Source organism: Streptomyces sp. NPDC092045 (assembly GCF_044756005.1).
Taxonomy (GTDB): domain Bacteria; phylum Actinomycetota; class Actinomycetes; order Streptomycetales; family Streptomycetaceae; genus Streptomyces.
This window is the reverse complement of the sequence record NZ_JBIVSC010000018.1, coordinates 102,213-115,017: the sequence shown is the minus strand read 5'-3', so window position 1 is coordinate 115,017 and position 12,805 is coordinate 102,213. Positions and strand designations below refer to the sequence as shown.

The following is a 12,805-nucleotide window of genomic DNA, read 5'->3' as shown; positions in this document are numbered from 1 at the left end:
ACCACGACAGAGGGGACGGTGGAGCCGAAGAGGAATCCCTGTTCGGGACCGGCTCGCAGTTCCACGGCTTCTTCAACGACCCGCGCTGGGCCCTGGCGGTGATCCGCGCCACCGTACTGGAAGCCGCACACCCGCAGGTCGGCGCCGCCCTGATCGACAACTCCACCTTCGTCGCCCACCCCTGGCGGCGACTGCGCAACACCCTCACCAGCCTGCAACGCATGTTCGGGTCCGACGACCACACCCGGCAGAGGGAAGCGGCACGCCTCAACCGGTTGCACGCACGACTGCACGGTACCGACCCGCACAACCGGCCCTACGACGCCATGGACCCCGACACGCGCGCCTGGGTGGTGGCCACCCTCTTCGAAAGCACCGTCACCATGTGCCGGCTCAGTGGGCAGCCACTCGAGCAGAAGACCATGGAACGGCTGTACAGCGAGTTCCAGGCCTTCCTCACCGCCCTCGAAGGCCGGGCCGACCACCTGCCCCGCACCCTTGACGAGTTCTGGCCCTACTACGACCGGGTGGTCGCCGAGGAACTGGAGAACACCGAGGCGATGCGGATCATCCTCTACAAGCTCTTCGACCACCTCCCCGCCCCGCCCCTGCTGAACGGTTTTCCCGCTCTGTGGGCGACCGGCCGCGCCGTCGCCGGCCCGGTCGTCGGAGCGATCACCGTGGCGTCCCTTCCGGAACCGTTCCGCCGACGGGCCGGCCTGCCCGAGATCGCAGGGGTGCAGACCCTGATGCAGGGCGCCTACCTGGCTGCCGGCCTGACCCGGTTTCTGCCCGAGGGCTGGATCAGGGCCGAGAACGTCCTCGACCTGCTGACGCTCTCCCCCGACAGTGACGATCCCCGCGCGCGGACGATCACCGCCGTGCGCGATCAGATGAAGCGGGCCGGCGCCCTCATCCGGCTCATCACCCCGCTTTCCCCGGAACCCGCGCCCGCTTCCGGGGGCGAGGCGCAGCGCAACGCGCGGGAGTTCTTCGCCGAGGTCCTCGATCAGACCGGGGACGGCTACCTGGACTGGCCCGACCTCGCCGCCATGGCACGAGAGCTCTCCAGCCGCCTCGATCTGGACGAGCCCGAGGAGACCAGGCTCTACGCCGCCTACGCCGACTGGTGGCGCGAACTGCAAAGCGCCCTCGACGCCGACGGCGACGGGCGCGTCAGTCTCCACGAGTACGCCACCGCCGTGCCCTCCCTGGCCGGACCCGCGCTGATCAGGGTTGCCGAGGTCCTCTTCGACGTCACCGACAAGAACGGTGACCAGTGCGTCGACGCGGACGAGTACCGGGCCCTGTTCCGGACCGCCTTCCACCGCGACATCACCGAAGCGGGCGGGACCTACAGCCGCAGCGCGTTCGTCAACGACTTCCTGTCCTTCATGTCCGGCCGTCGGCGCACCACCCCTTACGACCCTCTCCTCGCCGACGCGTGACCCCCTGGGTGCCAGTCGCTTCCGCCTGGCTACGGCTACGGCTCGGCACCGGAGCCACCGGCCCCTGCTGTGCGGCCTGCCGGGTCAATGCTGTTCAGACGGGGCACGCCTCCCGGTCGCCGGCGCCGCTGTCCGGCCGGGAGCGGAGGCCGGCTGTCGAACAGGAGAACGCGCGGGCCGGGACCAGCAGTCCCCCTACCGGTCCCGGCCCGCGCGGACACGGGTGTGTCACATCGGCTCGGGGAAGATGTCGCTGATGCTCCAGGCGACGCTGAAGCAAGGGAAGAAGGCGTCGTCCTCCTGTTCGGTGTCCAGGGCCTGGAGCGCGAGGATCTGGTACATGGATGATCTCCTCTTTCCTGTCGAGGTCATGTCGGTCACTGCACACCTCGGCACGGAGGTGTCTGCCGCCGTGCCGAGGAAGTCGTGGGAAGCCCGTGCGGCGACGTCAGGCGGCTGCCGGGAGCCTGAGACGGGCATCGCGGGGCGCGGTCAGGAGCGGACCGGACAGCAGGCGGTGCAGGGCCAGCAGAACACCGGCCCCGCCACTGGACAGATCGGCGGTGAACCGCTGCGAACCTGCTCCGAGGAAGCGGACACCGCGCCGGTACGGAATGGCGTACTTCAGGAGACCGGTCGCGGCGCGCACGGCGTCATGGCGCGCGGTGTCCGTTCCGGTCAGCCCGGCGTGCTCGGCCAGGAACCAGGTCAGTCCCGCCAGACCCCGGTACAGACCCGCCTCCTTCGTGGCGCAGGAGACCCTGATGCCGGTCACCAGTCGCGGAAGCGCCGCTGCGCAGCGCTCGTCCGACGTGGTGGTCACGTAGCGGGTGAGCACCGTCGCGAGGCCGGCCGCGCCCGTGGCCAGGTAGGGCATGGCCCGGGTGAGCCGTGCGTCGTCGGAGATGGACAGCGCGCCGTCTTCCAGGGCAAAGGTGCGGTCCAGCTCCTGGTGGAGCAGCAGACGGCCTGCCTCCAGGAAGCGTGCCTCGCCGGTGTCACGAGCCAGGCGGTGGAGGAAGAGGGCCAGACCCGAGCGGCCGTGCAGCAGACCACGGGCGTCGTGCTCGCCGAGGACGGCCGGCAGGTCGGGGACGCGCAGCAGCCCCTCTCCCGCCGCGACGGCCCGCTCCAGGTGACGGTTCTCTCCGGTCAGCCGGTGCAGAGCGAGCCAGCCCAAGCCGACGCCGGCCCGTCCGCCCGCCAGCGTGCCGCAGGAGGCGGTGAGCGGATGGCCGTCGGCGTCCCGGAGCAGATCGACGGCCTCGTCCAGCCGGCCGAGGTCGGCCAGGACCCGGGCGATACCGGCCGACCCGACGAGCAGCCCGGGAGGCAGCGCGCCACGCAGCGCCAGGGCGTCGCGGCGCAGCCGTTCGCGTATCTCCTCCGGTACCTCGGTCCCCGTGCGATGCAAGGCGTACACCGCCCCGGCCGTGCCGTGGGCCAGGCATACGTTGTTCGTGCGGAACGCCTCGGGCGAGGGCGGGAAGGCCCACTCCGGCCGGTCGACATCGGCCATCTCCAGCAGCCCCGCGGTCACCTCCTCGGCCAGCCGGGTGAGACAACCGTGCGGATCGGTCTCCGGTTCGGTGGGGGAGGGCGGACGGTCGGGACCGTTCTCGTTCCGCGTCCGGTCCTCCGGCAGGTGGAAGGCGGTCGCGCGCCGCCACAGGTCCTGCGGCGGAGCCACGTCCGCCAGATCGCGGCGCAGGAGCACGAGGTTGGCGGGCGCGTGCTCGGCGACCTCGTTGAACGGCGCCAGGAAGGCGAGGGCGACCGCCGACGTACCGTACCGGTCCTGAAGGAGCGGATCGGTGTCGGTCCGGCGCAGTCCGGGCGGCGGTGTGAACCCCGGGGTGCCGATCCCGCACGGGGCCGCGGACAGTGCCGAGGCCGCCTCGAAGTCCACCAGCCGGGCCCCGCCCGACGGCGTGACCACGACATTGCCCAGGTTGAGGTCACCGAACCGGTAACCGGCGCCGTGCAGTCGTTCCAGCGAGGCGTCCAGCGTAGCCAGCAGCCGCCGGCACGCCTCGTAGTACGCGGCGACGGACTCGGCCGTGCGGTCGGCGCGGGCCAGCGGGGAGGACCGGCTCAACCAGCCCACCAGCGGCTGCCCGGCGACGTACTCGGTGACGAGGAAGTCGTGCTCCCATTCCGTGAAGTGGTCCAGCGGCTCCGGGCCCACTCCCGGGGCGGCGGCGTGCAGCTCGCGCAGCACGTCGTGCTCGTGCCGCAGCCGCTGCCTCGCGTCGGTGCCGTCGAAGACCAGACCGTTGTGGGCGCGGGCCTCCTTGAGGAAGACGGTGCGGCCGGTCCGCCGATCGCGGGCCCGGTAGGTGCCACCGGCGTTGCTCAGGCGCACCGCCCGGGTCACCTCGTAGTCGCGGATCAGGATCGGACCCGCGTGGGACTCCTCCTCCTGCTCGACGAAGGGGTCCGTGATTCCCGCGGGCAGGTGGAAGGCGGGCAGCCGCGAGTCCACGACCTCGCGGCCGGAGCCGTCGCGGATCGTCCCCTCCCGGGTGCCGTCGGCCCTGAGCCGGCTGCGGACGCCGTCGAAGGAGCCGTAGCGGTAGTGGACCGTCCGCGAGTCGCGAAAGCGCCGATCGGTGAGGACGTACGGTCCCTCCTCCCCGTCGAGCGCGTCGCGCAGGCGTTCCAGCAGTCGGCGTGCGGTCGTCGTGTCCGGTGGGTAGACGGTGCAGAACTTGCCCGCCTGGGTTCGCGCGGCGTGCTTGTGGTGGAGGAACAGAAAGAAGAGCCGGGCGCTCAGGTGCTTGAAGGGAACCCCTTCGGAGAAGCAGATCCCGGCGACCCTGTCGAGCACGTGCTGAGCCCGGTCCAGACGCGCCGACACGTGGATCTTCCAGCCCTGCTCGGGAAATCCGGTCCGTGAACCGGCCCAGACCGTCCAGAGGCCCTGGGCGGAGCCGCGCAGGCCCGGCGGCACCTCACCGGGAGCGAAGCGCGGGCCGGGATCGGCCGCGCTGGGCAACGGCAGGAAGTACTCCTGGTCCGCGAGTGCCTCGCCGAAGCCTTCGAGCACGGGATCTCCTCACAGAGCGATGGTGGGCCGCGACAACGGTCTCGTGTACCGGGCGCCGGAACCGGCAGCTGCGGCGGCGGTTCGGGCGGCGGTGTACGACCGGCGTCGGACGAGAGCGCCCCCGGGCCGGCCCGCAGGACCCCTGTACAGCTTGGTGAGGGGGTGGCAGCTCCCGGTCCGTCACGGCGTTCACCACACGCGGACGCCGTTCTCGTACGGTCCCGGGAGCATCGCCCGGTCCGGCCCGGGCCCGGGTCACCCGGGCGAGCAGCCGACTCCCTCAGGTGGAAGGCAGGACGGGACGTCCAGGCACGGGCACGGCCCACGACAAGTGCGCGGTCCTTGATCCCCTGCGGGACGAAGGGGCGGTCCGGCAGGACTTCTGCGGGTCCGGCCGGAGCGTCCGTCCCTGGCTGCCACCGCGTGCTGTTGCTTCTGGAGGCGGCGAAGGCGTTTCTCGGACGGTGCGAACAGCGCAGGGCGGCTGCCGCGCACAAGACTGGTACCGGGGCCGGAAGCCCGGACACCGAGGGGTCCGAGGGTGGTGGGGAACACAGGTGAAACGGGAAGCACGCGCCGGACCTGGACGCTCCGGACACGCTCCCCTTGTGCGCCCGCGCGCCCCTGCACGGCCATGGTCCGTCGTCCCCGGCGGCCCCACCATGGACGCGGGAGCCGGAACGGGGCTGTCCGCCGGACGAGGGCCCACAGCGATGCCGCACCACGGGGGGACACATGGGACGACGTTGGCTGGTGACCGGATGCTCGTCGGGTCTGGGCCGGGCGCTTGCGGAGGCGGCGGCTTCCGCCGGCCACGAGGTCGCGGTCACCGCCCGGAGCACCGCGGCGCTGGAGGAGACTGCCGCCCGCCATCCGGGTCGGATCGTGCCGATCGCGCTGGAGCTGCGCGACGCCGCCCAGTGTGAGGAGGCCGTCCGCGACGCCACCGCACGGCTCGGCGGCATCGACGTCCTGGTCAACAACGCCGGGTCCGGGCTGTTCGGCGCCGCCGAGGAGGTCTCCGACACCGAGATCCGCGACCAGATGGAGACCCTGCTGATCGGCCCCTGGCGACTCGTCCGCCTGGTCCTGCCCGGCATGCGCGCCCAGGGCCACGGCCACATCGTCAACGTCTCCTCGCTCGCCGGCCGGATGGCCTTCCCGGGCCTCGGCGCCTACGTCGCGGGGAAGTTCGCGCTGGAGGGCATGAGCCAGGCACTTGCCGCCGAGGTCGCCTCCCTCGGCATCCGGGTCACCGTGGTCGAACCGGGCGGCTTCGCCACACGTTACGGAACCTCACTCGCCCGTTCGGCGCGGCGAATCCCCGAGTACGCCGCCGCGACCGCCGGGTTGTTGGACGGACTGCGCGGCATGGCCGACGACGCGGCGATGGGCCGCCCCGAGGACTTCGCGGCCCGGGTCCTCGCTCTCGTCGCCTCCCCGGACACCGGGCCGCTACGGGTTCCGATCGGCGAAGACGCCTTTCTCCACCTCGAGGCCGTGGAACAGGCGGCCCGTGACGAACTGGCCGCCGCCCGCGCCCTGACGGGCAAGGTCCCGTCCCCGGCGGTGGAGGGCATCGCCCACGGCTCGGTGTGACGCGGACGCAGGATCCCCGCCGAAACGTTGTTGCCCGGCTGGGCGCGGAACCGCCATGGGCCTGTGGTCGCACGCGGTCGTCGGAACCGTCGACACGGAGGAGGTCCGTCGCGCCTCAGGAGTCGGCGGGGGCGTGGTGGGCGGCGGAGCGGTCTGCCGGAGCGGTCTGCCGGAGCACGGGGGAACCGTTGCCGTTCGGTCGTTCGCGCGCGACCTCCCCGACAGTGGGACGCCTCGTCCGGGTCGGCCTGCTCGCCCACCACGGCGGCGAGGCGGCGTTCTCCGATGTCCGTCCGAACCAGGCTCCCGCTCCGGTCCGCCGCCCCGCCCGCTCCTGGACCGTCATGCCCCCGACCCGACCCGACCCGGCCAGGCCGCCGTTCGGAGTTTCGGGACCGGTGACGGTCGGGCGAGCTCGCCCGTAGTACTCGAAGAAGCAGGCGTCGAGGAAGTTCCACGGCATTTCCGGAGCCGGTCGCTGAGGACGTTGCGGGCGATACCGGTGCGTCGCTGGAACTCGGTGAAGGAGCGGGCCCCGCCCATCGCGCCCCGGACGGCCAGGAGGCTCCAGCGGTCCGGCCGACCCCAGGGTGCGCGGCGGCCTGGCCGGGGCCGGGCGGAGTGTCCGCGGCAACGAGCTCGGCCGGGTCCTCCCGCCCGCAGGCTTCGGAGGTCTGACCGGGGCGGGACAGCGTGCTTTTCGGGGCGGGGGCGTCGTTTCACCGGGCGTCGGACACAGACGCGTACGAAGGAGGACCGGTGATTCCGGAAGGGCTGCAGTGCACCGAGAAGCACGCGCGGGTGCTGAGGGCCGGCGAGGCCGGGGTGCGGGTCGGGATCACCGACGACGCCCAGGAACAGCTCGGGGCCGTCGTCTCCGTCCAGCTCCTCCGGGTGTGCGAGACGTCCTGGCTGCTTGGTCTTACTGGTCGGCCCTCGCCATCCGGATCAACCGCCTCGAACAGAGCCTCCGGAAGGCGCTGTTCGAACGCGTGGAACACGGTCGCGCCATGAAACCGACTTGCCTCGGCGAGAAGGTCATCGGAGCCATCAGCACCACGCAGGGGCAGGTCGCGAGTCAGCCCTGACCCTGATCGTTTGCGGTGCCTGCAACAGCAGGCCCGCAGTTCGCCGGGAGCGCCCCCACCACCATGGAGATGGCTGCTGCAGCGGTGTCGGCTTCACCGATGACCGTTCCACGAGAAGGACCGCAAACGCGATACCGACCGTCGCCCAGCGGATCGACGAACGGCACGTCCCATGAATACGGGAACCCGGTACAGGTCGTGAAGTGCAGTGACCAGTGGCTGGTGAGCGGATACAACTGCCGCAGCCTCGGTTCGGCAGACGCCACCTCGGCGAGCGCCAGCGTCTGGCGGGCGAGGCCGAGGCGATCGGCATCCTGACGCAAACCCTCCAAGAGAAGTCGCCACTGCACAGTGACCGCTTCGGCCGGACCGCGTTCATGCGCTTCGGCCAACTCGCTCACTTCGATGAAGGCGGCGTCGCCCTGGATCTCGCGGAGCCCGGCCCCGTTGCGCCAACCTGCCGCGGCGCGGACCAGTGCGCTCAGATCGGAAGTCGAGCCCGAGAGAAGCCGAACCCCCTGGCGTGAACCGTTGATGTTGAACCACCGGCTCTCCGACCCCATGAAGATCCAGCAGGGCTCCCGGTCAGGAACTGTGCTGGCGACCCCAGCTGCCCGCGGCGGATCCGAATCGTTGCTCAGCACCACACCCAAGTCGAGTCCCTGCCTGGCGGCAGCCAGTGACAGGGCCGCTGCCAGGCTGCCGGCAGCCGCGAGATCCGGATGGAGATCAGGGCCGGCAGGAGTCGGTTCACGTCGGGCGGGGCGCGGGGAGGTGAAGGTCATTGCTGGAGTCTGCCGTCTGCGCTGAGCAAAAGACCACCTCAAGAGACGGACCTGTTGTACGGCGCTGCAGTGAATCCTTTCCAACCCGACCGTCAGATCTGCCGACCATGCCCGGCCGAGCGTTCGCGGCACGGCGGCTGACTGTGGATCTGCTGGCCACGGACCTGTCATTTGATCTCGTGTCTGATGACCTGTGAGAACGTATCGCCCGCTGCTGCCGCCCCGACCTCTGCGGCGTCATCGGTATCCGGGGTGTCTGCCGGCGGATGACCGTGCGGTTCCGCGGGGCATCGTGTAGGCGCTGCGCGAGAAGGCGAGCCGGAGGGATGCGCCGGCCGAGCGGGCCAGGGGCAGTGCAGTGACGGCCCGGAGGCGGCTGCGGGACTGGACCGAGGCCGATGTCTGGCCCGGCCTGCACGAAGTGCTCCTGTCCGAGTGGCGCAAGGTCGGTCTGCTGGACATGGACGACTGCGCGATCGGCGGCTCGCACATCCGGGCTCTCAAAAGGGTGGCTCGCATCGGACCTTCGCCGGTCGACCGCGCCCGGTCGGGCAGCGAGCTCCACCTGATCGCCGACCGACACGGCAGATCCCTGGCCGTCTCGCTGACCGGTGGAAACAGGCACGGGGTCACGCAGTCGACGCCGCTGCTGGACTTGATCCCCCGTATCCGCGGACTTCGCGGGCGGCTGCGGCACCGACCGGGCCGACTGTTCGCCGACCGCGGCTACGACTACCACGAGTACCGGCGCTGCTTACCACTGCACTCACCACGCCAGGCCAGGGCGTTGGCTACGGCTGGGGGAGCGATGGAGGCGGCCGCGCCATGCTGCTTCTGTGACACTCCGCCCGGTGACAGATGTGGCCCGGAAACTTCCTGGACCGTCCGACCCCTCTCGGCCATGATCCCCACATGACCACCTACCTGGAGTCCGAGCGGCTGACCCTGCGTCCCTTCGCTGCCGGCGACGTGGACCTGCTGATCGAGTTGGACAGCGATCCAGCGGTGATGCGCTACCTGACCGGCGGCGCTGCTACCCCGTCGGAAGAGATGCGCGACCTCGTCATCCCCGGCATCCTTGACGGGTACGAGCGTTGGGACTGCGACCTCGGCCTGTTCGCCGCGTACGAGAGGGACGGTGGCGCGTTCGTCGGCTGGTTCTGTCTGCGTCCGCTGCGCAGCGGTCCGCGTGAGGAGGCCGAACTCGGCTATCGCCTGCGCCGGGCGGCCTGGGGCCGGGGCTATGCCACAGAGGTCTCGCAGGCGCTGCTGGCGAAGGGTTTTGCCGAGCTGGGCATCCGCACGGTCTGGGCCGAGACGATGACCGTGAACCGCTCTTCGCGCAACGTCATGGAGAAGCTCGGGATGACGCTCGTGGAGAGCATCCCCACGCCGGACGACATGATGGCGGTTGAGGGCTCCGAGCACGGGGGCGTGCGTTACGAGATCACGAAGGAGCAGTGGGAGCGGCGCCAGACGTGGGCGGTGTGAGGTACGGCGCCCGCAGAGGTGAAGTCGTCAGCCTGCACGGCCTTGTCCCATGATGAGCTGTCGGGCATGTCTCGACAGCACCTCGCCGAGCCGGTTGCCGAGTTCGCCCCGTTATGAGAGGTGCGGCAGGTGGGTTGTGTTGCGTGAGCGGCGCGGCGACCATTCCTGCTGCGGAGCCGATGTCGGTCCGAAGTGTCGTCTGGTGTTCGTCGACCGGGTGCTGGTTGCGCTCGCGTACTTGTGACACGCCCTTCGGAGCCGTCACCCGGTACGAACGGGACGTGTTCGGGCGGGCCGTACGGATCACCGACGCGCTGGGCCACGCGACCCGACCGGAGTGGACGACCGAGGGCAGACTGGCCCGCCGGGTCGAGCTGGACGGAGCCGATCAGGCGTGGACGTACGACGGCGAGGGCGACTGCGTCCACTACCGGGACGCTCTCGGCGGTGTCACGGCATACGAGTACTCTCACTTCGATGTGCTGACGGCCCTGAACGGTCCGGACGGCGCGCGGCACGAGTTCGACCACGACACCGAACTGCGGCTGCTGTCGTTCACCAACCCCCAAGGCCCCACATGGACATAGGAGCATGACGCGGCCGGCCGGACTGTCGCCCAGACGGACTTCGACGGCAGGGCCATCCGTTACACGCACGATGCGGCGGGCCGGGTCGTCTCGCGCGAGAACGCTGCCGGACAAGTCATCCGGTACGGGTACGACGCCCTGGACAACCGCACGTCGAAGGAATCCGGAGGAGTGGTCACCCGCTACGAATGCGGAACAACTCCCACAAATCATCCGGCACCAGCCGCCCGGCAAGACTCGTCATGCCCAGCACGACGAGCCCTCCTGCCACAGGAGACGTCGTCTTACCGGTGACACGGTGACCTTCGGGCCGACCGCTGCCACTGCGTGAACTCCGGGACGAATTCCCTACCTGTCACGTCGCAGGGACCCGGCCCACAAGGCCAGCTAGATCGGGTTCGTGGCCATCAGTATCCCCAGCGAGACCATCGGTGCTCGGTGCCTCGCCACCTGCTACACCTGGGCGTTCTGCGATAGCAGGTCCAGAGTCGGGACCCTCACGAGGATCCACCCGCTGGGGAATCACTCGAAGGCGCCGGCGGGGCCGTGATCGTCTTGCCGGATCCGGTCACGGGCACGATCGTGTCCTGGGCGCCGTACGGGGGCACCGGCGACCGCGCGGGGAATCCGACCCATTTCCGGAAGGCCGCCTTCTGCACCACCTGATGTTCGCGGAGACCGACCACCGGGCGACCGTGACCGTGACGCTCGAAGCCGGGCCGCCGGCGCCGGGAGCATCGACGACCTCGCATTCTTCTACGCCCGCCGAGCCGTGGACCGCTTCCGCACGCTGCTGGGCCGCCAGGGACTCCTCGACCTTCTGGCCGCGGATATCGAGGAGGGCAACGCCTTCCTGCGCGAGAGCGCCCGCACCTCCGGCGGCGTCTTCAAGGGGGCACCACCGTGCTCGCGGCACAGGGCCTCACCTCGGGAGAGTCCCTCGCCCGGATGGACGAGGCATTCGCCGGCGAAGAGCGTGTGCTCCTCGCCGCGCACCCCGAGCACCACGTGATGGGCACCGACGAGATCGGCGCGCGCGTGGTGGAGAACATCGGCCCCCACGTCGCCTCCTTCTACATGGACGGCTGGGGCACCGACGCGCTGGACCGGGCCGAGGACGCGGACGAGCTCCTCCCGGAGGCGGAGTTCCCGCGCAAGATGTCCTCGAACCTCTTCCTGGCCGACGGCACCGTCGTCGGACGGGCGCTGATCCGGTTCGGCGACACCACCGACGGTCTCACGGCACACCTGGCCGTCCGCTTCCCCGTCACCTGCCCCGGCGAGATCCTCGACCACCACCTGCGGCACTACGCCGTCGAGTTCCGCAACTGGATCGTCGCCACCGCGACCGCCCGCGCCTGGGATCCCGGCCGGACACCGGGACCGACCCGGCCGTCACCGGAGCATCCTGGTCGCGAAGACGGTCGGCCAGCAGGTCGGAGAGGCACGGGAAGACGAGTACGGCGTCGACGTCGACCACCAGCACATCGACCGCCCCGTCCCGTCCTCCTCCACCTCCGCCTGACCGCCGGTGCAGAAAGAGGGCGGTCGTCCCGGGTTCTCCTGGGACGGTCGCCTCGTCGCGACCGCGCCGGGGTTCATGTCAGGCGGCGAGGGCGTCTTCGAGGGTGGGGTGGCAGTGGATGACGGTGTCGATGCCGATGAGGGTCAGCACGCGCTGGACGGCTTCCTGGGGGCGGCGATGCGCAGGTGGCCCTGGAGGTCGTTCAGGTGCTGGTGGGCGAAGACGAGGACGTTGATGCCGCTGGAGTCCATGAAGCTCACGCCGCTCAGGGCGGTCACGACCCGCGGGGCCGTTCCTTGTGCGGGCGGCAGGGCGTCGCGCAGGGTGTCCTTGGTGGTGTGGTCGATCTCGCCGAGCAGGGTGGCGCCGCGGACGCCGTCGACGGTGTGGTGCGTGACGGACAGCCGCTCGGGCCGGTCCGTTTCCTCGTTGCTGCTCGTCTTCCCCCCGACCGCGCTTAGGCCGGCCCGTGACGACGGCGCCCGTCCTCTGTCGGACGGGTTCCTGCATGCGCGCCGGTTGCGCGCTCGGCGGGGGTGGCAGTCGCATCCCCGACGCCCGCCGCCACACTGTCGCCTTCCTGGACAAGGCCCGCGCCGAGCACAATCCGACGGTCTCCGAACGGGTACGGGACCTGACCACGCCGGTGGTCGGCGAACTGGTCACCGACGCCTGCAAGTGCGCTCCCGGCCCCGTGCCGATGGAACCGCGCATCAGCACGGGCAGCGTGGACATCGTGGTCCGGGACAGCGACCCGTCCCTTCCCGAGGCCCGACCCGACCCGACCCGACCCGACCCGGGCCGGGTCAGCCGGCACGGTATGGAGATCATCAAAGCGGTCGCGGAGGAGCTGTTCGTCGAGCAGGAGCCGGTCGGCAAGCGCGTCCCCGCATCGCCCTGGCCGACACGGCGACGACAGTACCGTCCACGGCCTGAGCCCACACGCCGCCCCACCCGCTTCGACACGGACGTGCGACTGGCGGCACGGAAGCGCCCACCACCTTCAGCAAGCGCCGCGCTCTGCAAGCCGGACGGGGTCGGTGACCGGTTCCGTCTGACCGGTTCAGGCGACGAGCTCGGCGTGGTCCGTACGGCGCCGGCGTCCAGCGCCTCGACCGACGACCTCGCTCGCCGGCCGTGAGCTCGCCCGCCGGGCCTCGCAGTCGACCACCCGGCGCGCGAGGCCGGCCCCTGCGCGGGGCCGGGCACGTGTCGGTTGCGTCCGGGCACGGT

Annotated in this window: 9 protein-coding genes and 3 pseudogenes; 8 read left to right on the top strand and 4 right to left on the bottom strand. The window is 70.9% G+C overall.

Annotation, left to right across the window (positions count from 1 at the left end; genetic code table 11):
- Window positions 1-38: 38 nt before the first annotated feature.
- Window positions 39-1,448, top strand: coding sequence for an oxygenase MpaB family protein (locus ACIQKA_RS28850; RefSeq protein WP_391096899.1), 1,410 nt, complete (start codon window positions 39-41; stop codon window positions 1,446-1,448).
- 448 nt (window positions 1,449-1,896) lie between these two features.
- Here ACIQKA_RS28850 and lanKC read toward each other — a convergent pair whose 3' ends face one another.
- Window positions 1,897-4,497 (bottom strand): class III lanthionine synthetase LanKC, encoded by a 2,601-nt coding sequence (gene lanKC, locus ACIQKA_RS28845; RefSeq protein WP_402542848.1) that lies wholly within the window; start codon window positions 4,495-4,497, stop codon window positions 1,897-1,899.
- A gap of 735 nt (window positions 4,498-5,232) precedes the next feature.
- On the opposite strand from lanKC, the gene ACIQKA_RS28840 reads away from it, so the two are divergent.
- Entirely contained in the window at window positions 5,233-6,096 is an 864-nt protein-coding gene (locus ACIQKA_RS28840) for an SDR family oxidoreductase (protein ID WP_383431486.1), read from the top strand.
- A 462-nt stretch (window positions 6,097-6,558) separates the two neighbouring features.
- Here the strand turns inward: ACIQKA_RS28840 and ACIQKA_RS28835 are convergent.
- Both ACIQKA_RS28835 and ACIQKA_RS28830 read right to left on the bottom strand, forming a co-directional pair.
- Window positions 6,559-6,657: pseudogene (locus ACIQKA_RS28835) on the bottom strand (transcriptional regulator); the annotation flags it as partial.
- 517 nt (window positions 6,658-7,174) lie between these two features.
- A complete protein-coding gene (locus ACIQKA_RS28830; protein ID WP_402542847.1) occupies window positions 7,175-7,969 on the bottom strand; it encodes a DUF6193 family natural product biosynthesis protein in 795 nt (264 codons plus the stop codon).
- 137 nt (window positions 7,970-8,106) lie between these two features.
- Here ACIQKA_RS28830 and ACIQKA_RS28825 point away from each other — a divergent pair.
- The 5 genes and pseudogenes from ACIQKA_RS28825 to ACIQKA_RS28805 form a co-directional block, all read left to right on the top strand.
- A pseudogene (locus tag ACIQKA_RS28825) lies at window positions 8,107-8,726 on the top strand (transposase); the annotation flags it as partial.
- 155 nt (window positions 8,727-8,881) lie between these two features.
- Entirely contained in the window at window positions 8,882-9,460 is a 579-nt protein-coding gene (locus ACIQKA_RS28820; protein WP_383431492.1) for a GNAT family N-acetyltransferase, read from the top strand.
- A gap of 113 nt (window positions 9,461-9,573) precedes the next feature.
- Window positions 9,574-10,047 (top strand): hypothetical protein, encoded by a 474-nt coding sequence (locus ACIQKA_RS28815; RefSeq protein ID WP_402542846.1) that lies wholly within the window; start codon window positions 9,574-9,576, stop codon window positions 10,045-10,047.
- A gap of 15 nt (window positions 10,048-10,062) precedes the next feature.
- Window positions 10,063-10,341: pseudogene (locus ACIQKA_RS28810) on the top strand (RHS repeat domain-containing protein); the annotation flags it as partial.
- 609 nt (window positions 10,342-10,950) lie between these two features.
- A complete protein-coding gene (locus ACIQKA_RS28805) occupies window positions 10,951-11,694 on the top strand; it encodes a hypothetical protein (RefSeq protein ID WP_402542845.1) in 744 nt (247 codons plus the stop codon).
- Between the two features lie 21 nt (window positions 11,695-11,715).
- On the opposite strand, the gene ACIQKA_RS28800 is transcribed toward ACIQKA_RS28805, so the two are convergent.
- The gene (locus ACIQKA_RS28800; protein WP_402542866.1) at window positions 11,716-11,883 is read right to left on the bottom strand and encodes an STAS domain-containing protein; all 168 of its coding nucleotides are present in this window, start codon (window positions 11,881-11,883) and stop codon (window positions 11,716-11,718) included.
- 158 nt (window positions 11,884-12,041) lie between these two features.
- On the opposite strand from ACIQKA_RS28800, the gene ACIQKA_RS28795 reads away from it, so the two are divergent.
- Window positions 12,042-12,713 (top strand): ATP-binding protein, encoded by a 672-nt coding sequence (locus ACIQKA_RS28795; RefSeq protein ID WP_402542844.1) that lies wholly within the window; start codon window positions 12,042-12,044, stop codon window positions 12,711-12,713.
- The last annotated feature ends 92 nt before the right edge of the window (window positions 12,714-12,805 follow it).